The organism is Amycolatopsis albidoflavus (assembly GCF_039525725.1).
Classification (GTDB): domain Bacteria; phylum Actinomycetota; class Actinomycetes; order Mycobacteriales; family Pseudonocardiaceae; genus Amycolatopsis; species Amycolatopsis albidoflava.
In genome coordinates this window covers 37,112-58,216 of sequence record NZ_BAAAHV010000030.1, presented here as the reverse complement: position 1 = coordinate 58,216, position 21,105 = coordinate 37,112, and the positions used below count along the sequence as shown (strand labels likewise).

The 21,105-nt window shown below is 67.8% G+C and carries 21 protein-coding genes and 1 tRNA gene; 14 read left to right on the top strand and 8 right to left on the bottom strand.

From position 1 onward, the window contains the following. Positions 1-118: 118 nt before the first annotated feature. Positions 119-691, bottom strand: a complete 573-nt coding sequence (locus tag ABD156_RS44410; RefSeq protein ID WP_344287643.1) for a hypothetical protein — start codon at positions 689-691, stop codon at positions 119-121. A 137-nt stretch (positions 692-828) separates the two neighbouring features. Between ABD156_RS44410 and ABD156_RS44405 the strand changes: the two genes are divergently transcribed. From ABD156_RS44405 to ABD156_RS44395, 3 genes are read left to right on the top strand one after another with little or no spacing between them, the layout of a single operon-like run. Beyond that, complete coding sequence (locus ABD156_RS44405; protein ID WP_344287641.1) at positions 829-2,691, top strand: NHL domain-containing thioredoxin family protein; 1,863 nt, start codon at positions 829-831, stop codon at positions 2,689-2,691. A gap of 1 nt (position 2,692) precedes the next feature. Next, entirely contained in the window at positions 2,693-3,025 is a 333-nt protein-coding gene (locus tag ABD156_RS44400) for a GroES family chaperonin (protein ID WP_116199430.1), read from the top strand. Between the two features lie 24 nt (positions 3,026-3,049). Further along, positions 3,050-4,888, top strand: coding sequence for a VanW family protein (locus tag ABD156_RS44395; RefSeq protein WP_344287638.1), 1,839 nt, complete (start codon positions 3,050-3,052; stop codon positions 4,886-4,888). On the opposite strand, the gene ABD156_RS44390 is transcribed toward ABD156_RS44395, so the two are convergent. After that, complete coding sequence (locus ABD156_RS44390) at positions 4,878-5,219, bottom strand: MmcQ/YjbR family DNA-binding protein (protein WP_377926879.1); 342 nt, start codon at positions 5,217-5,219, stop codon at positions 4,878-4,880. The genes ABD156_RS44395 and ABD156_RS44390 overlap by 11 nt on opposite strands. A 106-nt stretch (positions 5,220-5,325) precedes the next feature. Continuing rightward, entirely contained in the window at positions 5,326-7,014 is a 1,689-nt protein-coding gene (locus ABD156_RS44385) for a bifunctional metallophosphatase/5'-nucleotidase (protein WP_344287634.1), read from the bottom strand. 169 nt (positions 7,015-7,183) lie between these two features. Between ABD156_RS44385 and ABD156_RS44380 the strand changes: the two genes are divergently transcribed. After that, positions 7,184-7,309: a hypothetical protein gene (locus ABD156_RS44380; protein ID WP_344287632.1), complete on the top strand. Its 126-nt coding sequence runs from the start codon at positions 7,184-7,186 to the stop codon at positions 7,307-7,309. Between the two features lie 103 nt (positions 7,310-7,412). Continuing rightward, positions 7,413-8,054: a VanZ family protein gene (locus ABD156_RS44375; RefSeq protein WP_344287630.1), complete on the top strand. Its 642-nt coding sequence runs from the start codon at positions 7,413-7,415 to the stop codon at positions 8,052-8,054. 183 nt (positions 8,055-8,237) lie between these two features. Here ABD156_RS44375 and ABD156_RS44370 read toward each other — a convergent pair whose 3' ends face one another. Then, positions 8,238-8,876 (bottom strand): class I SAM-dependent methyltransferase, encoded by a 639-nt coding sequence (locus tag ABD156_RS44370; RefSeq protein WP_344287629.1) that lies wholly within the window; start codon positions 8,874-8,876, stop codon positions 8,238-8,240. A 28-nt stretch (positions 8,877-8,904) separates the two neighbouring features. Between ABD156_RS44370 and mug the strand changes: the two genes are divergently transcribed. The 4 genes from mug (at position 8,905) to ABD156_RS44350 (ending at position 12,953) form a co-directional block, all read left to right on the top strand. Next, positions 8,905-9,483, top strand: a complete 579-nt coding sequence (gene mug, locus ABD156_RS44365; protein ID WP_344287627.1) for a G/U mismatch-specific DNA glycosylase — start codon at positions 8,905-8,907, stop codon at positions 9,481-9,483. Positions 9,484-9,728: 245 nt separating this feature from the next. After that, the gene (locus tag ABD156_RS44360; protein ID WP_344287626.1) at positions 9,729-10,517 is read left to right on the top strand and encodes a response regulator transcription factor; all 789 of its coding nucleotides are present in this window, start codon (positions 9,729-9,731) and stop codon (positions 10,515-10,517) included. Between the two features lie 157 nt (positions 10,518-10,674). After that, positions 10,675-12,519 carry an acyl-CoA dehydrogenase gene (locus ABD156_RS44355; protein WP_344287624.1) on the top strand — a complete coding sequence of 615 codons (1,845 nt, stop codon included), beginning with the start codon at positions 10,675-10,677 and terminating at the stop codon, positions 12,517-12,519. Positions 12,520-12,677: 158 nt separating this feature from the next. Further along, the gene (locus ABD156_RS44350) at positions 12,678-12,953 is read left to right on the top strand and encodes a GlsB/YeaQ/YmgE family stress response membrane protein (protein ID WP_009085047.1); all 276 of its coding nucleotides are present in this window, start codon (positions 12,678-12,680) and stop codon (positions 12,951-12,953) included. Position 12,954: 1 nt separating this feature from the next. Here the strand turns inward: ABD156_RS44350 and ABD156_RS44345 are convergent, their stop codons facing one another. Both ABD156_RS44345 and ABD156_RS44340 read right to left on the bottom strand, forming a co-directional pair. Beyond that, positions 12,955-13,485 (bottom strand): GNAT family N-acetyltransferase, encoded by a 531-nt coding sequence (locus ABD156_RS44345; RefSeq protein WP_344287622.1) that lies wholly within the window; start codon positions 13,483-13,485, stop codon positions 12,955-12,957. An 8-nt stretch (positions 13,486-13,493) separates the two neighbouring features. Beyond that, positions 13,494-13,871, bottom strand: a complete 378-nt coding sequence (locus ABD156_RS44340; protein WP_344287620.1) for a nitroreductase family deazaflavin-dependent oxidoreductase — start codon at positions 13,869-13,871, stop codon at positions 13,494-13,496. A 114-nt stretch (positions 13,872-13,985) separates the two neighbouring features. On the opposite strand from ABD156_RS44340, the gene ABD156_RS44335 reads away from it, so the two are divergent. The 3 genes from ABD156_RS44335 to ABD156_RS44325 are packed head-to-tail and all read left to right on the top strand — an operon-like array spanning position 13,986 to position 16,853. Continuing rightward, complete coding sequence (locus ABD156_RS44335) at positions 13,986-14,654, top strand: hypothetical protein (protein WP_344287618.1); 669 nt, start codon at positions 13,986-13,988, stop codon at positions 14,652-14,654. A gap of 2 nt (positions 14,655-14,656) precedes the next feature. Further along, entirely contained in the window at positions 14,657-15,307 is a 651-nt protein-coding gene (locus ABD156_RS44330; protein WP_344287616.1) for a hypothetical protein, read from the top strand. Positions 15,308-15,326: 19 nt separating this feature from the next. Next, positions 15,327-16,853 (top strand): amino acid permease, encoded by a 1,527-nt coding sequence (locus tag ABD156_RS44325; protein WP_344287614.1) that lies wholly within the window; start codon positions 15,327-15,329, stop codon positions 16,851-16,853. A gap of 1,031 nt (positions 16,854-17,884) precedes the next feature. Here the strand turns inward: ABD156_RS44325 and ABD156_RS44320 are convergent. Beyond that, positions 17,885-17,955: transfer RNA gene (locus tag ABD156_RS44320), tRNA-Gly, on the bottom strand. 109 nt (positions 17,956-18,064) lie between these two features. Here ABD156_RS44320 and ABD156_RS44315 point away from each other — a divergent pair. Both ABD156_RS44315 and dcd read left to right on the top strand, forming a co-directional pair. Next, the gene (locus ABD156_RS44315; protein ID WP_344287612.1) at positions 18,065-19,273 is read left to right on the top strand and encodes an oxygenase MpaB family protein; all 1,209 of its coding nucleotides are present in this window, start codon (positions 18,065-18,067) and stop codon (positions 19,271-19,273) included. After that, positions 19,260-19,841 carry a dCTP deaminase gene (dcd, locus tag ABD156_RS44310; RefSeq protein WP_344287610.1) on the top strand — a complete coding sequence of 194 codons (582 nt, stop codon included), beginning with the start codon at positions 19,260-19,262 and terminating at the stop codon, positions 19,839-19,841. The genes ABD156_RS44315 and dcd overlap by 14 nt, the downstream gene beginning before the upstream one ends. Here the strand turns inward: dcd and ABD156_RS44305 are convergent. Further along, positions 19,838-21,034 carry an FAD-dependent oxidoreductase gene (locus ABD156_RS44305; protein ID WP_344287608.1) on the bottom strand — a complete coding sequence of 399 codons (1,197 nt, stop codon included), beginning with the start codon at positions 21,032-21,034 and terminating at the stop codon, positions 19,838-19,840. The genes dcd and ABD156_RS44305 overlap by 4 nt on opposite strands. Between the last annotated feature and the right edge of the window lie 71 nt (positions 21,035-21,105).

Genomic DNA, 21,105 nt, shown 5'->3' with positions numbered 1-21,105 from the left:
GCACGGCCCCCCGGGCCGGGTGCGCTGCTCCCCGACCCGCCGACTTAAAGGCGATCCCGCACGCGACGGCGGAGCCGGCGCCAAAGACACAGCCAAAGACACAACCATCAAACACAACTCATTCCACGAATCGCGACCAGAATTCCACGACTCGGACGTTCTCGGGTTCCTCCCCCAGTGGCTCCCCGCCGAACTCGTGCCGTAGGTAGCTGCGCAGGTCCCAGCCGTAATAGACCACGTCGGTCTGATACACCGACAGCACCGGATACCCGGATTCCCCGGCCGTCGCGGGCAAATACCGATGCCCGCACACTGGCACCAGCTGCGGCACCGCCGCCAGATGCCGTCGCGCGACCGCCAGTGCGTTGCACATCGACCGCGGCTGGGTGCCCCATTCGGGAAGCCACAGGTCGTTGTTCTCCACGTCGTACAGGACGCCGTCGACCGGCCAGTCGAGGCGTTTGCGCAGCTGGTCCGGGTCGCCGTGGCGCCAATCCGGCCAGCGGTCGCCGACCGGGACGCCCGCGGTCAGGAAAATCCGGTGGTCGTCGGAAAAGGTGAAGCCGAACTGGTCCTCGACGTCGCTCAGTTCGGCGGGCGTGAGGCCGGGCCGCAAGGGCTCGCCGAGATTCTGCTGCAGGATGCGGGCCTCCTCCACGGTGAAGGCTTCGGCCGGCTGAACGTGTGTCATGCCCGAAGCGTACGTAGCGCCCGGCCGCGTCCGCGCGTCCTTTTTTGCCCGGAATGGGCTCCCTCGCCGGGGTGAGGTTCTTCTCTCCGGCCGTGGTTGACGGAACACCGCGTGACCGGATGTAGTTCACTCCTCCCGTGACTTCCTCACCGCAAGCCCGGCAAGCCCGCGTACGCGCGCCCGAGCTGACCGGCGACGTCTGGCTCAACACCGGCGGACGCCGGCTCACTCTGGCGGAACTGCGCGGACGCGTGGTGCTGCTGGACTTCTGGACCAGCGGCTGCATCAACTGCCTGCACGTTCTCGACGAACTGCGTCCGCTGGAACAGGAATTCGCGGATGTCCTGGTCACGGTGGGGGTGCACTCGCCGAAGTTCAGCCGCGAGGGCGAGCGCACGTCGATCGAGGCCGCGGTGCGCCGGTACGAGGTGCACCATCCGGTGGTCAACGACCCGAAGATGGAGCTGTGGTCGCAGTACGCCGTGCGGGCCTGGCCGACGCTGGTCGTCGTCGACCCCGAGGGGTACGTCGTGCACGTCGCGGCCGGTGAGGGCCACGGCGAAGCGCTACGCCGCGTGATCGCCGACCTCGTCGCCAAGCACGACGCGAAGGGCACGCTCCGGCGCGGCGGCAGCCCGTACGTGCCGGTCGAGGAGCAGCGCACCGAACTGCGTTTCCCCAGCAAGGCCGTCGTCACCGCGGGTGGCCGGATTCTGGTGGCGGACACCGGACATCACTCCATCGTCGAGTTCGCTTCCGACGGCGAGACCGTCATCCGCCGCTTCGGCAGCGGGGTCCGCGGGACGCAGGACGGGCCGTTCGACCTGGCCCAGTTCTCCGAACCGTCCGGAATCGCGTTGCTGCCCAACGAAGTCGCGCAGCGGGCCGGCTATCACGCCGTCGTCGCGGACACCGCGGGACACCGCCTGCGCGGCCTCGACCTCAACACCGGCGAGATGAAAACCATTGCCGGCACGGGAAACCAGTGGCGCGACGGCACCGACACCGGCAAGGCGCTGGACACCGACCTCACCAGCCCGTGGGACGTCACGTGGTGGGCCCCGGCGGGCGGCGTGGTCGTCGCGATGGCCGGAAACCACACGCTGAGCGTGTTCGACCCGGCCTCGGGCACCATCCGCCGGTTCGCCGGAACCACCGTCGAGGGCCTGCGCGACGGCGACGTGCACGAGGCGTTCTTCGCCCAGCCGTCCGGATTCGCCGTGGACGGGCAGAAACTGTGGTTCGTCGACGCGGAAACCTCGGCCCTGCGCTGGATCGAACCGGCGGGCGAGTCGTTCGCCGTGCACACCGCGGTCGGCACGGACCTGTTCACCTTCGGCCACGCCGACGGCCCGTCCGACCAGGCGCTGCTGCAGCATCCGCTCGGGCTCGCCGTGCTGTCCGACGGCCGGGTCGCGATCGCCGACACCTACAACAGCGCGATCCGCCGCTACGACCCGTTCACCCGCGACGTCACGACCCTCGCGACCGGGTTCGCCGAACCGCAAGGCCTGGTGCGCCACGACGGCGAGCTGTACGTCGTGGAGTCGGCGGGCAACCGGGTTACCCCGCTCGGGGGCAATGGCCAGGCGACCGCGGTCGCGGGAACTCGCCAGGCCGTCCGGCGTCCGCCGACCGTGCTCGCGCCCGGGGAGATCGAGTTTTCCGTCGTCTTCACTCCGCCGCCTGGCGAAAAGCTCGACGAGCGTTACGGGCCGTCGACGCGGCTGGAGATCACCGCGTCGCCGCCGGAACTGCTCGCCGACGGAGCCGGAGTCGGAACTGATCTCGTTCGGCGGATCAAGTTCGCCGAGGGCGCGACCGAAGGTGTGTTGCAGGTAGTGGCGCAGGCCGCGAGCTGCGATGACGGCGGCGAGCACCCGGCGTGCCGGATCACCCGGCAGGACTGGGGCGTCCCGGTGCGTTTCGAGAGCGGAGGAGGGAAGGCGCTGAGCCTGATGATGGCGGGCGAGCCCAAGGCTCCGGCACCCGGTCAGTAGCATGGCTGGCGTGCCGGACACGCCCAAGCTCGAGATCCAGATGCTGCACGACCGCGTCCTCGTGCGGTTGTCGCAGGAGGAAGGCGAGCGTCGCAGCAGCGGCGGCATCGTGATTCCCGCCACCGCGCAAGTCGCGCGCAGGCTGGTGTGGGGTGATGTACTGGGTGTCGGCAACAGCGTGCGGAACGTCAAGCATGGCGACCGGGTGCTCTTCAATCCGGAGGACCAGCTCGAGGTCGAGATCCAGGGCGAGGGCCACCTGGTGATGCGCGAACGCGACATCCACGCGGTGGCCACGGAGCGGACCGAACACGGCACGGGGCTGTACCTGTAGCTCCCGTACCAGGGGAGGCAGGCGTTGCGTGAAGAAGACCGTTCGTCGGCTTTCGCCGACGACCTGCTGAGCGACGAGCTGCTGAACGACCCCGCCCTGGCCGGCGAATCCGATCTGGCCACGGAGATCTTCGCGGTGGCCGACGCGCCCCCGCCGCCCAACACGCGTTTCCGCCGGTTCCGCAAACGCGTCGGCCGCTCGTTCATGATCGTCGGCTGCCTGCTCGGGCTGTTCGTGCTGCTGTACACGATCGACCTGATGACCAGCGCCGGCGACGTGCCGCGCGGTGTGCAGGTGGCCGGCATCGACGTCGGCGACCTGTCCTACGCCGAGGCCGAAGCCAAGCTGCACAGCGAACTCCAGCCCCGGCTGACCCGTCCGGTGGCGATCCACGCCGGCGACGTCACCGGCACGCTCGTGCCCGCGGATTCGGGCCTCGGCCTCGACTGGCCGGGCACGCTCGCCCAGGCCGGGCACCAGCCGTGGAGCCCGGTCACGCGGCTGCTGTCGTTCTTCACCACCCGCGAGGTGGGCGTCGTGACGCGCAGCGACCAGCTCGAGGTGACCGACGCGGTGCAGCAGCTCGCCGGGAAGCAGCTCAACCATCCGCTGGTCGAGGGCAGCATCGGGTTCACGCCGAAGGAGTCGGACGGCGTCACCGCCTATGCGGTCGAACCGCGCCAGGGCCAGGAGCTGGCGGACGTCCCGGCCGCGGTGCAAACCGTGGTGGCGGATTGGCTTTCGCCGCGCGGGGTCACGCTGAAGATGGCCGTGACCCCGGCCAAGACCACCTCTGCCGACGTACACCGCTTGCTGGACACCGTGGTCGCGCCCGCGGTCGCCGCGCCGGTCGTGCTGCACGGACAGGGCAAGGACACCACACTGCAGCCGTCGGCGATCGCGTCGTCGTTCCAGTTCCAGCCGAACGGCGGCGGCGGTCTCGAACTGCGGATCGATCAGGAGAAACTGCGCAAGGCCGTCCAGCCGGACCTGGCGTCCACCGAGGCGAACGGCAAGGACGCGCAGATCAGCCTCGACTCCGGCGTCCCGACCGTCACGCCGTCGGAAGACGGACGAAAGATCAACTGGGCCAACACTTTCAAGTCCCTCGCCGACGTGCTCGCGAAGCCGTCCGGCCGCGATCTGCCGGTCGCCTACGACCAGAAGCACCCGAACTTGACCACCGACGGCGCGAACGCGCTGGGCGTCAAGGAGGTCATCGGCGAGTACACCACCGGCGGGCTCAGCGGCCCGGCCGCGGACAACGTCGCCACGCTCGCCGGACGCATCAACGGCGCCCTCGTGAAACCGGGAGAATCGTTCAGCCTCAACGACTATCGAGGCGGCGGTTACGCGTCCGCGCCGGTCGACGAGGACGGCACCGGTCCGGCGGTAACGGGCGGCGGGCTGTCGCAGCTCTCGTCCACTCTGTACAACGCCGCTTACCTGGCCGGCCTCGGCGACGGCGGGCACGCGGCGCATGACCACTTCATCAACCGCTACCCAGCGGCCCGCGACGCGGTGGCGGTGGACAGTTCCGGCAACGCCGTGGACCTCAAGCTGGCCAACAACGATCCGACCGGATTCGCGATCCAGGCGAGCGCCAGCGGCGGGTCGGTGACGGTGAAGATCTGGGGTACCAAGCACTTCCGCGTCGAAGGCCGCAGCGGAGCGCCGTCGAACCAGGTGCCGCCGACGGTGCAGCTCGGCCCTGGTCCCGACGGCCAGTGTCACGCCTCGCCGGGCGCGTCCGGGTTCACCGTCAGCGACACCCGGGTGTTCTACGACCTGGCCAGCGGCGGCGAGGTCCGCGAGGAAAGCCGCAGCACGACGTACTCGCCGCAGCCGATCGTCATTTGCTGAGCCGCGCCGGGGCCTTCGACCGCCACGATTCGGTGAGCAGTTCCCGCAGCTGCTGCGGATCGACGCGGTCGAGGTCCACGAGGATCGAGCCGTGGCCGTCGTAGTGCGGCGTGGTGAAGAAGGCCGGATCGCCTGAGGCGAGCAGCGCGGCCTTCTCGTCGAGACCGACGAACAGCACCAGGCCGCCCTCCGCCTCGGTGCGCAGCCGCGCGTAACCCTTGCCCGCCACCTTCAGCGCGGGCGTGCGGTACCAGGTCGCCACCTCGGTCTCGGCCAACTCCTCCTGTGCCCACGCGGTCACGTCGTCCCAGGTCATCGTCATGCCGACCATCCTCCCCCGCCGGTTCACCCCTGTCTTGGAGAAACGAGAGCTGAAAAGCCGTGAAGGACTCCTTGAGGGAATCAGATTCCCTCAAGGAGTCCTTCACGGACCTTGCTTACGGAGTCGCGGTGATCCGGTCCGCGGGCGGCGGAGCGATGCCCGGGTGCGCGCCGAGGTAGGCGATGAACGCGTCCAGGTCCACGGGCCCGCCCGCCAGGTCGGTGCCCTTCTTGAACTCGGTGAACCCGTCCCCGCCGGCGGCGAGGAAGTTGTTCACCGACACCCGGTACTTGGCCGCCGGGTCGATCGCCGTGCCGTTGACCGTGATGTTCGAAACCCGCGAGCCGACCGGAGCGGCCGCCGAGTACGTGTAGTGCAGCGACTTCGAAATCTGCAGGATCTTGGTGCCGCCGGGCTGGCCCCACTGCTGTTCCAGCACGTTCTTCAGGTTCGCGCCGGTGAGCGTGATCGTCTGCATGATGTTCGAGAACGGCTGCACGGTGAACGCCTCGCCGTAGGTGACGACGCCGTCGCCCTCACCGGCGGACGACGACTTGTACGTCAGGTCGGCGCGGATGCCGCCCGGGTTCGTCATCGCGATCACGGCGTTGTTGGACTTGGTCCCTTCGAGCTGCGCGTCGGCGATCACGTCGCCGAGCGGCGATTCGCCGGACGGTCCGCCCGCCGCGGGCAGGTCCGCGGTGATGGTGCCGACCTGCTTGTTCGCGATCGGCGCGGCCTTCGTCTTGGCCTCGTCGACGAGCTTCGTCACGGCCGGGTCCGGCGTGACGTCGCGGGTGACGATCTCGTTGTGCGCCTTGGTCTGCGACCGGACGACGTCGCGCGTGCGGCGGTCGATCTTCAGGTCCACCACCGACAGCAACCGGCCGAACGACGCGCCCTGGATCACCGGTCGCGGCTGCCCGGCCGGGTCGTTGACGACGCAGTTGTACTGCTGGTGGCTGTGCGCGGTGAAGATCGCGTCGACCTTCGGCGTCACGTTCTTCGCGATGGTTCCGGCTTCGCCGTCCGGCTGGACCTTGCAGTCGTTCGGACCCGCGCCGGGCAGCGCCTCGTCGCCCTGGTGCAGCAGCACGACCTGGGCCTTCACGCCGAGCCGGTCGAGGATGTTCGCGGTGCGGTTGATCGCCTCGACCTCGTCGCCGAACTTGAGGCCCTTGATGGCTTCCGGCGTCACGACCGACGGGAGGTCCTTGAGCGTCGCGCCGATGACGCCGACCGGAACGCCGCCGGAGTACTGGATGCTGAACGGCAGCAGCGCGGGCAGCCCGTTGTCGAAGTACACATTGGACCCGAGCAGCGGGAAGCGCGCGCCGTCGTAGCTTTTGCGGAACTGGCAGCCGTCGGTCTTGTTGCAGCCGCCGAACTGCATGCGCAGCAGTTCCTGGTAGCCCTCGTCGAACTCGTGGTTGCCCACCACGGACGCCTTCACGCCGAGTTCGTTGAGGAAGTCCATGGTCGGTTCGTCGTGGAACAGCGCCGAGATCACCGGCGACGCCCCGATGTTGTCGCCCGAGGACAGCACCATCGAATTGCGCACCTGCGCTTCGAGCTGCTTGACGTGCGTCGCGAGGTAGGCCGCGCCGCCCGCGTCCACCTTGGACCCGTCCGGCAGCGTGATCCGGCCGCTCGATCCGGACGGCGGTTCGAGGTTCCCGTGCAGGTCGTTGAACGCGATGATCCGGACGTCGGCGGTCTGTGCGGCCTCGGCGGGCGCGCTCGTGACGGCCACGGTGGCCAGTGCGGCCGCGGCGGTGGCCGCGAGCCGGGTGAAGAGCTTCATGTTTCCTCCGGTGTTCGCGCCCGCCTGACCCCTGATGCGGACGCCCGGCGAAGCAGTCTGCCCAAATCGGACGGTCCTGACCAGGGCAGAACGGCCGGTGCCGGATGAAAGTTTCGGTAACGTTCGGTCCGCTCCCGCCGATCTGTGCGTTGGGTGCGGAGGGGGACAAATGGAACTAAAGCTCGTCGTGCTGGTGCTCGGCGTGGTCCTGTTGCTGATCGCGGGCACCGTCTTCGCGGCCTGGCGCTCGGAGCGGGCGGAACGGGACGACGAACCGCCTTCGAGCGAGCGCTGACCGATCGGTCGGCGGGCACTCGGCCATCTGGCCGATCCCCGCCCCGGTGCCTCGGGCTCTTCGACCGAAGTGCGCGCGCGGGAAGATCCATAGCGTTCTGGGTATGACGAACGCACAGGTCACCGCCCTGCAGTACGGGTTCATCGGGTTCCTCGCCGTGTGGGCGACGATCCTGATCCCGCAGCTCGTACTCCAGTTCGCGCGCCACGGCCGGCTGCGGCTGCGCAGCCTGGTGACCACCGCGGCGGTCGTCTTCTACGCGTGCATGGCGCTGGCGGTCGTCTTCCTGCCGCTGCCCGGCCCGAACAGCCGCCGGCTGGAGCAGACCGTGCAGCTGGAGCCGTTCCAGTGGATCGCGGACATCCACACCGAGCTGGTGAAGTACGGGCTGTCGGCGGCGGACTGGTTCACCACGCAGACGTTCCAGCAGGCCGCGATGAACGTGCTCTTGTTCGTCCCGCTCGGGTTCTTCGCCCGGGTGCTGTGGCGGCGCGGCCTGGTCGGCTCGGTGGCGATCGGCTTCGCGGCCTCACTGGCCGTCGAGATCACCCAGCTCACGGCGAACTTCGGGACCGCGCCGTTCGTCTACCGGATCTTCGACGTCGACGACCTCATGACCAACACCGTCGGGGCCGGGTTCGGCTGGCTGGCCGGGGCGCTGCTGCTCGCTCTCCGGCCGATCTCTTCAACCCTCCGCGTGGAGCCTGCCCGGAGCGAGCGGATCGACCTCGCCAAGACGCGCTAACCGGGCTCGTCTCGCGATCGCGGCTTGGCGCGCCGCGCGGCGGTCTTCCAGGATCACGATCAGCGAGGCTATGGCGATGATCAGTGCTACTAGGCCGAGCACTAGCCACAGTTGCATGTGCTCTCCTCATCGACGCCGTTGTGCGAGAGATCACACAGGCTACCGATCGGGGCGGCGGGTTGGCTACCCCGCGCCGGGAGATCGTGCGGAGAACCAGTCCCGCTCAGCGGTTAGCCAGCGATCGAACCTCAGCCCGGCCTCATCGAGGGCGGGTTCGAGAGGGAAGTTCTCGCAGGTGAAGGGCTGTTTCCAGGTCCGGTCGCCGAGGGCGTAGCGGACGGTGGCGGAGAGCCGGTCGCCCTCCCGGCGGACGCCTTCGAGGGCGATGCGCACGTCGCCCAGCTGTCCGCCGGCTCCATTGGCGACCTGGTCGAACCAGGCGGGCGGATGCCATTCGACCAGCAGCTGTCCGCCAGGCGCCAGATGCCGGCGCGCCGCCGCCAGCAGCGCCTGCCGGTCCGGTCCGTTGACCAGATGACTGCCGAGCACGACGACCGGGAACCGCCGCTCCAGCCGCAGCTCGTCGATCCGCGCGCAGACGGTCTCGGCGCCTCGGATATGCGCGAGCATCTCCGCCGATTCATCGACCGCGACCACCGGATGCCCCAGTGCGAGCAGCGGATGCGTCACGCGCCCTGATCCGCAGCCGAGTTCCAGCACCGCGGCACCCGCCGGGACCGCGCCGTGAATCACCTCCGGCTCACCGGCGGAAGGCAGCTCCAGATAGAGATCGACCGGGCAGCCGTCAGGCGTCACGCTCACGCCTCCCAGCGTGCCGGAAACTGACCCCATGCCCGCGAAACCCACCAAGGCCGAACAAGCCGCCGCGCACGGGGTCACCATCCCGGACGTCCTGGCCCCCAACCTGAACGTGCTCTTCTGCGGCATCAACCCCGGCCTCTACTCCGGCGCGCTCGGCCTCCACTTCGCCCGCCCCGGCAACCGCTTCTGGCCCGCCCTTCACGCCAGCGGCTTCACCCCTCGCCGGCTGGACCCGAGCGAACAGGACCAGCTCCTCGACCTGGGCCTGGGCATCACCAACGTCGTGGCCCGGACCACCGCCCGCGCCGACGAGTTGTCCGACGACGAACTCCGCGAAGGCGGCGAAATCCTCGCCAAGAAGGTCAAGAAGTACCGCCCGCGCTGGCTGGCAGTGGTCGGAATCACCGCCTACCGCGTCGCGTTCGGGGATCGGCGGGCCGCCGTCGGGCCGCAATATCGGACAATTGGGACAACGGAGGTCTGGCTGCTGCCCAATCCGAGCGGCTTGAACGCGCACTGGACCCCGAAAACCCTCGCCGAGGAGTTCGGTCGGCTGCGCGCACGGGCGGTCATCGGAGATTCACCCGAGCAGTTAAACCCTCAGTAGAGCTAACCCACTTGGGCGGACCCGCGCTGCGCCGTCCTCCCGCATTTCGGGGCCGCTTTTCTACTGAGAGTTTGCTGCGACCAGCCGTTACGGCCATGAGGGGGAAACCGCGTCACAAGCCGCTCTCGGCGGAGTCGAACCAGGGACAAGGTGTCGTTCCCGGCCGGTTCCGGCAGGGGGGACCGGCGGGCACGCCGAGGGGGCGTGCCGGTCACCGGGAGCGACCTCGAGGACGGAGGCCCGAGATGCGTGGCATCGAGCCCCACCGAACGCCCATGTCGGCCGGTCAGCCAGCCGGCGGTCGAAGCCTGGGAGTCGCAGTGGTCGACCCCATCCCGATTTTCCGCGAGGGCATCGCGGCGATGGTGCACCGCACGCTGGGCCTGCACTGGTCCGGCCAGGCGGCGAGCCACCACGCGGCGATGCAGTTGTGCGAGCAGGTCCGTCCGGACGTCGTGATCCTCGACTCCGCGCTCGACCCCAACTGCCATCTCGCGAAACTGCTCAACGCGGGCGACCCGGCACTCGTGCTGGTCACCCTCGTGCGCGACACCAACCGCACCCAGCAGTACCTCGCCGCGGCCATCGGCGCTGGTGCGCACGCCATCGTGCCGCGCGCGGTCGATTCCCGGCGGCTCGCCGAGGCGGTCCGGCGCGCGCATCACGACCGGCGCTACATCGACCCGGCATTGTCCGCGCTCACCGCGCGGCCCAAGCGCGAACCGTCGCCAAGAGCCGCTCCGGTGGACGGGCACCTCGTGCAGCCCAAGGGCGCCATGCCGCTTTCGCGGCGCGAGTACCAGGTTTTGCAGCTTGTCGCCGAAGGGCTGGAGAACTCCGGAATCGCGAAGCTGCTTTTCCTGTCCGTGGAAACCGTGCGGACCCACGTGAAGAGCATTCTGCGCAAGCTTTCCGCTCGCGACCGGACACACGCGGTGACCATCGCGTTCCGCAGCGGCATCCTCGTCCCCCAGCTTGACGACAGCGCCGGTCCCCCGGCTGTGCAGGAGGCCGTGGCGCGCAGCACGCGGTGAGGCGGACCCCTGGTCGACCCGTCATTCCGAGCGAATTGCCACCCCTGGAAGGGCGGATTCGCTTGCTCTGGTTACTCGTAGGTAATATCCTGATGTTACCGGCGAGTAAGGGAACCAGTGCCCGGCCGGAAAGCCGAACACGACACGGAGTGACGACATGGGCCACTACAAGAGCAACGTCCGAGACCTGGAGTTCAACCTCTTCGAGGTACTCGGCGTGCAGGAACGGCTCGGCAAGGGCGTGCTCGCCGAATCGGACGAGGAGACCGCCCGCGGCGTCTTGTCCGAGCTGAACAAGCTCGCCACCGGCCCGCTCGCCGAGTCCTACGCCGACGCGGACCGCAACCCGCCGGTGTACGACCCCAAGACGTTCAGCGTGACGATCCCCGAGTCGTTCAAGAAGAGCTACAAGGCGCTCATGGACGGCGAGTGGTGGCGTCTTGGCCTCACCAACGACCTGGGCGGCTTCGGCCTGCCCCCGACGGTGCAGTGGGCCGCTGCCGAGCTGATCCTCGGCGCGAACGCCCCGCTGTTCATGTACCTGGCGGGCCCGAACTTCGCCATGATCGTGGACAAGAACGGCACCGAAGAGCAGAAGCACTGGGCTCAGCTGATGATCGACCGCGGCTGGGGCGCGACCATGGTGCTCACCGAGCCGGACGCCGGTTCGGACGTGGGCGCGGGCCGCACCAAGGCGGTCAAGCAGGAGGACGGCTCCTGGCACATCGACGGCGTGAAGCGGTTCATCACCTCGGCCGAGAACGACATGGTCGAGAACATCATGCACCTGGTGCTGGCCCGTCCCGAGGGTCCCGGCATCGAGACCAAGCCGGGCACCAAGGGCCTGTCGCTGTTCCTGGTCCCGAAGTTCCACTTCGACTCGAAGACCGGCGAGCTCGGCGAGCGCAACGGCGCCTACGTCACCAACATCGAGCACAAGATGGGCATCAAGGTGTCCACCACGTGCGAGCTGACCTTCGGCCAGCACGGCACCCCGGCCAAGGGCTGGCTGCTCGGCGAGGTGCACGACGGCATCGCGCAGATGTTCCAGGTCATCGAGTACGCCCGGATGATGGTCGGCACCAAGGCGATCGCCACGCTGTCCACCGGTTACCTGAACGCGCTGGAGTACGCCAAGGAGCGCGTGCAGGGCGCTGACCTGCCGAACATGCTGAACAAGGCCGCGCCGCGCGTCACGATCACGCACCACCCCGACGTGCGTCGTTCGCTGATGCTGCAGAAGGCGTACGCCGAGGGCCTGCGCGCGATCTACCTGTACACCGCGTCCTTCCAGGACCAGCTGTGGACCGGCGAAGGTGACGAAGCAGCCCTGAAGCTCGCACACGGCATCAACGACCTGCTGCTGCCGATCGTCAAGGGTGTCGGTTCCGAGCGCGCCACTGAGCAGCTCGTGCAGTCGCTGCAGACCCTTGGTGGTTCGGGCTTCCTGCAGGACTACCCGATCGAGCAGTACATCCGCGACGCGAAGATCGACTCGCTGTACGAGGGCACCACGGCCATCCAGTCGCTGGACTTCTTCTTCCGGAAGATCGTCCGCGACAAGGGGCAGGCGCTCGCGTTCGTCGCAGGCGAGATCACCAAGTTCATCGAGTCTGAGGCGGGCAACGGCCGGCTCAAGAACGAGCGCGCGCTGCTCAAGCAGGCGCTCGAGGACACCCAGGCCATGCTGGGCTCGCTGATCGGCTACCTGACCTCGTCGCAGGAAGACCCGCAGAACATCAACAAGGTCGGCCAGCACACCGTGCGGCTGCTGATGTCGGTCGGCGACCTGCTGGTCGGCTGGAAGCTGCTGCAGGGCGCCGAGGTCGCGCTGGCCAAGCTCGACAACGGCGCGTCGGCCAAGGACAAGCCGTTCTACGAGGGCAAGCTGGCGGTGGCGTCGTTCTTCGCGAAGAGCGTGCTGCCGGAGCTGACCTCGCGGCGCGCGATCGTCGAGGCCGCGGACAACGCGCTGATGGAGATCGACGAAGCCGCTTTCTGATCGCACTGGCTGGAAAAATGCCCCGGTCCGCACCCGGACCGGGGCATTTTTCGTGCTTCCAGTGGCGGTGGCCGAAGGTGGGCGGTAAGCCGGGTTTGGCGCCTCGGGTTCCGGGATAAACCGGTCGGGCCCGATCCTCTCGGCAGAAGGAGTTCGCCATGGCGGTTTCCGGCATCATCAGCGCGGTCGTGATCGGCCTGATCCTCGGCCTGCTCGGCAAGCTGGTCGCACCTGGCAAGCAAGCGATCCCGATCTGGCTGACGATCCTGGTCGGCATCGTCGCCGCGTTCGTCGGCACCGCCATCGCGCGCGGGCTCGGCTACGCGGACACCAAGGGCATCGACTGGCTGGAGATCATCACCCAGGTCGTGCTCGCCGCGATCGGCGTGACGCTGGCCGCGAGCCTGTGGGGCAAGCGGCAGGTCAAGAGCTAGCTCAGTCGTTCAGCTCCGGCTCGAGCAGGCTCATCAGGTACATGTCGTGGTACTGGCCGTCGGGCCCGCGATGGCATTCGCGGTGCCTGCCGTCCTCCACGAACCCGACCTTGCGGTAGACGTGCCGCGCGCGCTCGTTCTCGGCGACCACCCAGAGCGCGATCAGGTGCAGCCGCATCACGTTGAATCCGTAGCGGCACATGAGTTTCAGCGCCTCGGTGCCGTATCCGCCGTCCCAGTGGTCGGTCTCGCCGATGTAGATGTCCAGCTCGGCGCGGCCGATCTCTGGGCGCGCGTCGCGCAAATCGACGACGCCGATCAGCTTGCCCGCTTCGATCGATTCGATGCCCAGCACGACGTTCTCGTAGGTATTCACCGGGCGGTCCTCGCCCCGTTTGCGCAACTGGGCGAGCGAACGCGGGTAATCGCCGGTCATGTACTGGCCGACCGCGGGGTCGTGAATCCACCGATAGATCGACTCGGCGTCCGACGGTTCGATCGCCCGCAGCCGCACTAGCTTCCCCGTGAGCATCTGGCCCCTTATTCTCGTTTAAGCACAAGGAAATCCGTGACGCCGACCAGTCCAAGGAACTGCCGCACCCCGGGCGGCATCGGCCGGCGCGATTCATCATGCACGAGTTTCGGATCACGCACGCGGTATTTACGGCCGCGCGTGAGCACCTCCGCCTCGCCCGCCGCGCGGACGTTGCGGACCCAATCGGCATCGGGCCCGTAGGTGAGCGCGACGACGAATCCGTCGTCGGTGCGGAAGATGTTCAGCGGGGTGCGGAACTCGCGGCCGGACTTGCGTCCGCGGTGCACGACCACCCCGAATCCGGGCAGCTTGTCGGCGAAGGGTTTCGTGACCCGGTTGGTGACCACGCGGTTGAACCGGGCGAGACGTTCGGGCAGCACCATGCCGCCAAGCCTAATCCAACGAGTGTGGAATTTCCTGCCGGAGACGCGCTGTGCACCGGGGCGGGCGGGTCTGGTGGGATGGGCCCGCAGCCGAACGCGAGGTGGGGAGCGGGTATGTCGCAAGACTGGCCGATGGGGCAGGAACCGCATGCGGCGGTGCTCGTCGCGCAAGGCCTGATCGAGCATCCGGAAAACCTGGATCACGTGCTCCTCGACGACGAGGAAGGCTGGTTCGTCAGCGACGGTTCGGAGTTCGGCGACGACCCGGAACTCGACGGGGAGCAGTTCGCCACGGTGTGCCTGCACGACGTCGTGGAGCTGTTGCCGCAGCTGCGAGCGCTGGCCAAGCTGCCTGCCGGGATGGGCGCGGAGTGGGATGCGGGCAACGGGACCTGGGTGCTGATTTCGCCGCTCGTTCCGAGCGATGACGACGAAGCGCGCGCGTACCGAGAGGCCCGTGCCGCGGCTTGGCCGCATGCCGGGTCGCCGATGGACGAGGTGAACCTCAGCCTGGGGTTGATGGAGATCAGCACGGCGGCGGACGCTCCGGCCCGCGGCGTGCGTTACGTCAGCCGGGAAGAGGACGGCACGTGGATGTTCGTCGGCTTCGAGGTGCCCGACCCGGACGAGCAGACCGAGGTCGAGGTTGACACCCTGGAGCTCGGGCACGTGGCGGAGCTGTACCCGGACGTGGTCGAGCTGCTGGACGCGGAGCCGGGCGAGGTGTTCTTCCGCGAGGCGCCGGATGCCGAGTGGTTGCAGGTAATCAACGACGGGGAGTGAACATGTCCGAGGAATGGCCGCTGCGACAGGACCCGGCATCCCCGGTGATCATCGCGCACGAACTGGTGGAGCACCCGGAGAAACTGGCCTTCGTCGTCCTCGACGATGACGACGACTGGTTCATCAGCGACGGGGCCGAGTTCGAAGAGGACATGGAGGTCAACCGCCAGCTGTTCGGCGCGATGGTCCTGCGCGAGGCGGTGGCGCTGCTGCCGCACCTGGTCGCGCTGGCCGACGTGCCGGCCGGGATGGCCGCGGACTGGGACCCGGAACGCCTCACCTGGCTGCTCAGCTCAGTGTCGGATTCCGATGACCTGGACGAGGATCTCGCGCACCGCGACGCCCGCATCGCCGCCTGGACGCACCCCGGTTCGCCGCTGGAAGAAGTCCAGCTGAGTACCGGATTGACCGAAATCGGCACCACCGCCGCAGCGCCATCACGGGCGGTCCGCCAGGTCGTCCGAGAGCAGGACGGCACGTGGCTGTTCGTCGGCTTCGAGGTCCCCGAGGCGGAGGATTTCGAGGTGGAGGGCCTGGAACTGGAGCACGTCGTGCAGCTGTACCCGGACGTCGTGTCGACCTTGCTCGCCGCGCCGGGCCAGGTATTCGACCGCGCCGAGCCCGGTGCGCCGTGGGAATTGGTGGAGGGCTGAGGGTCCTTGACGGTCCTATGTGGACCGTCTGAAATCGCAGACGCTTTCCGGCAGTCGTCGGTTGGGCGGTCCCGGCCGGATCGGTTCTACTGTGCCGACCCGCTCGCGCGCCGATGCGCTCGCGGGCCGCCGAATTCGGGAGGTTCCGTCGATGACGACGAAGTCCGGGGATGGTTTGAGCCGCCGCTTGAACGGCAGGCACATCCGCTTCATCGCCTTGGGCTCGGCGATCGGCACCGGATTGTTCTACGGCTCCTCGGACACGATCGCCAAAGCGGGCCCGTCAGTGCTGATCGCGTATCTCATCGGCGGCGCGGCGATTTTCTTCGTCCTGCGGGCTTTGGGCGAGATGGCCGTCAACGATCCAGCGCCCGGTTCGTTCGGCGAATACGCGCGGAAACACCTGGGCCCGCTGGCCGGCTTCCTGACCGGCTGGACATATGCGTTCGAGATGGTGATCGTCTGCGTCGCCGATGTGACGGCTTTGGCTGTGTATATGGGATTCTGGTTCCCCGATGTGCCACGGTGGATCTGGGTAGTGCTGACGATCCTGGTCATCGCCGCGGCGAACCTGGTCAGCGTGCGGGTTTACGGTGAACTGGAATTCTGGTTCACCCTGGTCAAGGTAGTCGCGATCGTCGCCATGATCCTCGGCGGCGCGGCAATCCTGATCTTCGGTCTCGGTGCTCATTCCGGCAGCGTCACCAACCTGTGGTCCCACGGCGGCTGGTTCCCCAATGGCATCGGCGGTTTCATCGCTTCGTTCGCCTTGGTGATGTTCGCCTTCGGCGGCACTGAAATCCTGGGCCTCACCGCAGCCGAGTCGGAAGACCCGCGCACCGCCATGCCGAAGGCCGTCAACACGGTTCCCGTCCGGGTCTTGCTTTTCTACGTGGCGACCCTGGCGATCATCATGATGCTGAACCCGTGGAACACGATCAGCACCTCCGGGAGTCCTTTCGTCCAGATCTTCGCCGGTCTTGGTTTGCACTCCGCCGCAACGGTTCTGAACATCGTCGTGGTGACGGCGGCGTTGTCCGCGATCAACAGCGACATCTTCGGCGCCGGCCGGATGATCTACGGCCTGGCTCAACGCGGCCAAGCCCCCGCGGTGATGGCCCGGGTGACGCGCAACGGCATCCCGTGGATGACCGTCCTGGTCGTTGCTGCCGCTTTGAGCCTGGCTGTGGTTCTGAACTATCTGTTGCCGGACAGCGCTTTCCTGCTGATCGCGTCGGTGGGCACGTTCGCGACGGTGTGGGTTTGGTTCATGATCCTGCTGACGCACTACCGCGCCCGCCGCCGCCTGTCTCCCTCGGATTCGGCCGCCCGGGAGTTCCCGGTGCCGTTCTGGCCGGTGGGTCAGGTTTTGACGATGGTGTTCATGGTGTTCATCTTCGTGGTGATGGCGTTTGCTGAGGATACCCGCCTGGCACTGGTGGTCGGAGTGGTGTGGCTGGCGGTGTTGTGCGGGTTGTTTTGGTTCCACCGCAGGGCAACGGCTTCATCGGAGACAGATGCGATGACCGATGCGCCGCGCAGTTGACCCTGGTAAATGTCCATAGTGGACTATTGAGCTTTCCGGGACAAGGAAGACACCGGTGGCATACTCAGCTTATGGGGATCGCCAAGGCGACCGGTCTCCGAGGCTCCGCAGGCATGTCCGGTCCTCCCCTCGGCTGCTCCTGTGGTTACTGCTGTACCTCGTACTCGCCTACGGGGCCCTGGCCGCGATCCTCGCCCTGACCGGTCAACTCGGTGCGTTCCTGCAATGGGTGGGCTACCCGGCATAGCCGCGGGCGGACTGTTCGGCGCACGGCTCCAGAGGCAGCGGTGACGCGCCGAGATGGGGAGCATGACGAGCCTCTCGTAGATCGTGATCTACGAGGAGAAACGTCCAGCCTGTTTCAAGCGACTTAATCGACATGGCAGGACGAAATCAGGCCGCCCAGTACCTCGTGGGAGGAGACGCGCGACTTCTTAAGACGTACCGAGGTCTGCTGCGGCGACTCGACGTCCTGGAACGTGGCGTCAGGGCTCACCTGGAGACATACCGAGTCTCCCAGGGGAAGAACAAGCTCAAGGCACCCCGCGTCGCAGAGGACAGACGTCTGGGTCTGCACGCGTTGGCTTGCAGCCTCATTAAGTCGTTTGAAAACCTGCCCGCACAAGTGTGGAAGCGAGACGAACTCCTGGTGCGGGCACAGGAGTGCCGTAAGAAGCTCAACGAATCACAGATCGCGCTCCCGTCCCTAAACAGCGTCAGCCCGGCACGGTTGCACCCCGGATCTGACTTGAACGCGGAGCGAATAAGCGGCCCGTCTCATGGCGAGGGCAGCCTTCCGCAGTCTGACCGCCAAAGCTCCCGGAGCGCGGATGGACGACGCGCTGGCAAAGGCAGGCGCCTGTACATCCGAATCGTCGGCGGTGGCCTGCCTACGCTCGGTCGGCGCTAACAGCCGAAGTCGTGACTGTGCAGGCTCCTCGCCCCTAATGGGACGCGAGATGAATAGGGCACAGGAAAACGAAGCCCCAGGTCTACAGTGGACAACCACTGACCTGGGGCTTTCGCAAGAGAGCGGATGACGGGAATCGAACCCGCGTATTCAGCTTGGGAAGCTGATGTTCTACCATTGAACTACATCCGCAGTACTCGGCCAGCATACACAACCACGGCACCCCCATGTCCAGCGGGCCACGCCTTGACGCCTCCGCCTCGAAGTGACAACACTTGTTGTCGACCCACGGAGGTGCGCGATGGACGACCCCGAGATGCCCCCCGAGATGTTCCGCCAAGGCGGGTTCCGGCTGGCTGCCCGAACGAGAGGCGCCACCGCCGACGATGGCCAGCTCAAGCGGCTCCGGACCTTCGCGCAGCAGGAAGACGCCCTAGCCGACGCAGTCGTCGAGTGGCTGCACCGCGAACCCCACAACCAGGCGAGAGTCGACCAAGCGCTCGCCGGGCAACAAGCCCCGCCCGAGCTAACAACCTTCATCGAGCATGTCGAGGCCACCCCGTACTGGGTCGATCACCAGCGGCTCGTCAGCGGCGCGAAGGCGATCACCCGCGCCGGGCTCCTCGGGCTCTTTCCGCTCGGCGACATGTCGCTCATGGGCGGCTACCTAGCCTCCCGAGCGACGAAATCCCTGGTCGGCACCGGCGAAATCGAGTACCGGGCGCCGCGGCGGCTGGTGGAGACCGCGGCGTGGTGGATTGACGTCACGACTCCGGGGGCGCTCGAGAAACACGGCACGGGATACCAGGCCGCGCTGCGGATCCGGCTGGTGCACGCGCACGTCCGGCGCGCGATGAACAACCGGCCCGACTGGGATTACGACCGGTGGGACCGGCCGGTCAATCAGGTCCAGACCGCGGGCACGCTCCTCCTCTTCTCGCTCGTCTACGTCTTCGGCACGCAGCTCCTCGGCCTCCGCTACACCGCCCGCGAGAAGGCCGACATCCTCCACCTCTGGCGCTACGTCGGCTGGCTGATGGGCGTCACCGACGAGCTGCTGCCCGCGGATGAGGACGACGCTTGGCGGTTGCTCTGGATGCTGGCCGCCACTGAATTCATCCCGGACGACGACTCCAAGCGGCTCGCCCGCGCCCTCGTCGATACGCACGCGGCGATCGGCGAGGGGCGCGGGGCCGCCGGCAAAGTCCTCGCGCAGGTGAACGTCGGCGTGCATTCCGCGATCAGCCGGCTCGTGCTCGGGCGGGACAACGCCGACTTCCTCGGGCTGCCGGACAACCCGGTCGCGCAGGCCGCGGTGCTCGCCGCCGCGGGGGTGAATTACGCGGCGGAGACGGTCCGCCAGCTTGTCCCCGGCGCGACTGCGCTGCAGGAAGCGCTGGGGGCGTTCGGGCGCCGGCGGTACCTCAAGCGGATGAACGCCGTCTTCGAGCGGAGGGGTGCCCCGGTGCCGCCTGCCCGCCCGATAGGCTGCATCCGTGCTGCTCAGTGACCGTGACCTCCGCAAAGAGCTCGACGCCGATCGTCTCGGCATCGACCCCTTCGACCCTGACATGGTCCAGCCGTCCAGCATCGACGTCCGGCTCGACCGTTACTTCCGGGTGTTCGACAACAGCAAGTACACCCACATCGACCCGCAGCTGCAGCAGGACGAGCTGACCTCGCTGGTCGAAAAAGAAGGCGACGAGCCGTTCGTGCTGCACCCGGGCGAGTTCGTGCTCGGGTCCACGTTCGAGCAGGTCCGGCTCGCCGACGACCTCGCCGGGCGGCTCGAGGGCAAGTCCTCGCTCGGGCGTCTCGGGCTGCTCACCCACTCCACCGCGGGCTTCATCGACCCCGGCTTCTCCGGGCACATCACACTCGAACTGTCGAACGTCGCGAACCTGCCGATCACGCTGTGGCCCGGGATGAAAATCGGCCAGCTGTGCATTTTCCGGCTGTCCAGCTCGGCGGAATTCCCGTACGGCTCCAGCGAAGCGGGCTCCCGCTACCAGGGGCAGCGCGGGCCGACGCCGAGCCGGGCGTACAAGAACTTCCACCGCGTCGACACTTGGCGCTAGGCCGCTTTCACCGGGGTCGCCCAGTCGATTTGGTGGTCCCACATGAACCGGTTCGGGTCGTCGGTGGCCGGTTTGCGCACGGCGCGCGAGATGAAGAAGTCTCGCAGCACCCGCCCGACTGGGCCAAGGGCTTTGGCGTCGCCGTTGCGTTTGCCTTGGGCCACAACGGCTTCCACTCGCTCGCGGCGCAAAGACTCGAAGGTGCTCAACGCGGCCGCCGGGTCGGAGACGTCGCGCAGGCACATCGCGAGCGTCACCGCGTCCTCGATCGCCATCGCCGCTCCTTGACCGGCCGCCGGTGACGTCGCGTGCGCGGCGTCGCCGATGAGGCCGATCCGGCCGCGGTGCCACACCGGGACCGTCGGGAAGTCATAGGTCGCCCACGGTTCGTAGATGTTTTCGCTGGCCTCGATGATCGCCTTGGCCGGAGTGCGGTCAGGACGGACCAGATTGAGCAGCCGCTTCCGCCAGGCGGTGCCGCGCATCGCGGCGAGGTCGGATTCCGTCGGCTCGCTGGCGTGCGGCACGTTCGCGAACCACCAGATCGCGCCGTCCGGAGCGAGCACGTGCGCGAAGAACGCCTTGCGGCCGAACACCATGTGCATGATGCCCGGCTCGTCGTCGAGATCGAGGCCGCGCGCGAAGCCGCCGGTGTTGAGCAGCGGTACGTATCGCGGAGACGGCGCGGAGGGATCGAGGATCCCGCGGACTGTCGACCGCAGCCCGTCGGCACCGATCAGCAGGTCGCCGTCGGCTTTCGTGCCGTCGGCGAAGGTCGCGGTGACGCCGTCCGCGGTCTGCTTGGCGTCGGTCAGGCGCTTGCCGAACTCCGTGGGCACGCCGCGTCTGACCGCTTCGTCGCGCAGCGCCACGTAGAGGTCGGAACGCAGCACGGTCTGGCTCACCGTGCCGTCCGGCAGCGGTCCGCCGAGCGGGAACTCGGAGAGCCGCCGGCCGTTGCCGAGCCCGAGCGACATCCGCGGCGTATCGAAGCCCAGGTCTTTGACCAGCGGTTTCAGTCCTAGCGGCGTCAGCGCGTCGAGACCGTTCACGGCGAGCGTCAGGAACGCGCCGACCCCCTCCGCGCTGCGGTCGTACGCCTCGTACAGCACCGGTTCGTGGCCCACCTCGTGCAGCGCGATCGCGGTGATCGCCCCCGCGATGCCCCCGCCCGCGATCAGAACTCGCGTCATGGTTCGCCCCTTCGAATATCTTAGAAAGTAATTCGTTCTGTCGAACTAAATAGTCGGCTAGACTCCCGGGC

What these genes read in the sequence shown, in the direction of transcription:
- ABD156_RS44400 (WP_116199430.1), top strand. Translation starts at nt 2,693, where the DNA reads ATGGCTGGCGTGCCGGACACGCCCAAGCTCGAGATCCAGATGCTGCAC.
- ABD156_RS44340 (WP_344287620.1), bottom strand. Translation starts at nt 13,871, where the DNA reads ATGGTGCTGCCCGAACGTCTCGCCCGGTTCAACCGCGTGGTCACCAAC.
- ABD156_RS44305 (WP_344287608.1), bottom strand. Translation starts at nt 21,034, where the DNA reads ATGACGCGAGTTCTGATCGCGGGCGGGGGCATCGCGGGGGCGATCACC.
- ABD156_RS44335 (WP_344287618.1), top strand. Translation starts at nt 13,986, where the DNA reads ATGTCGCAAGACTGGCCGATGGGGCAGGAACCGCATGCGGCGGTGCTC.
- ABD156_RS44385 (WP_344287634.1), bottom strand. Translation starts at nt 7,014, where the DNA reads ATGAAGCTCTTCACCCGGCTCGCGGCCACCGCCGCGGCCGCACTGGCC.
- ABD156_RS44350 (WP_009085047.1), top strand. Translation starts at nt 12,678, where the DNA reads ATGGCGGTTTCCGGCATCATCAGCGCGGTCGTGATCGGCCTGATCCTC.
- ABD156_RS44410 (WP_344287643.1), bottom strand. Translation starts at nt 691, where the DNA reads ATGACACACGTTCAGCCGGCCGAAGCCTTCACCGTGGAGGAGGCCCGC.
- ABD156_RS44315 (WP_344287612.1), top strand. Translation starts at nt 18,065, where the DNA reads ATGGACGACCCCGAGATGCCCCCCGAGATGTTCCGCCAAGGCGGGTTC.
- mug (WP_344287627.1), top strand. Translation starts at nt 8,905, where the DNA reads ATGCCCGCGAAACCCACCAAGGCCGAACAAGCCGCCGCGCACGGGGTC.
- ABD156_RS44360 (WP_344287626.1), top strand. Translation starts at nt 9,729, where the DNA reads ATGCGTGGCATCGAGCCCCACCGAACGCCCATGTCGGCCGGTCAGCCA.
- ABD156_RS44355 (WP_344287624.1), top strand. Translation starts at nt 10,675, where the DNA reads ATGGGCCACTACAAGAGCAACGTCCGAGACCTGGAGTTCAACCTCTTC.
- ABD156_RS44345 (WP_344287622.1), bottom strand. Translation starts at nt 13,485, where the DNA reads ATGCTCACGGGGAAGCTAGTGCGGCTGCGGGCGATCGAACCGTCGGAC.
- ABD156_RS44380 (WP_344287632.1), top strand. Translation starts at nt 7,184, where the DNA reads ATGGAACTAAAGCTCGTCGTGCTGGTGCTCGGCGTGGTCCTGTTGCTG.
- ABD156_RS44330 (WP_344287616.1), top strand. Translation starts at nt 14,657, where the DNA reads ATGTCCGAGGAATGGCCGCTGCGACAGGACCCGGCATCCCCGGTGATC.
- ABD156_RS44375 (WP_344287630.1), top strand. Translation starts at nt 7,413, where the DNA reads ATGACGAACGCACAGGTCACCGCCCTGCAGTACGGGTTCATCGGGTTC.
- ABD156_RS44390 (WP_377926879.1), bottom strand. Translation starts at nt 5,219, where the DNA reads ATGGTCGGCATGACGATGACCTGGGACGACGTGACCGCGTGGGCACAG.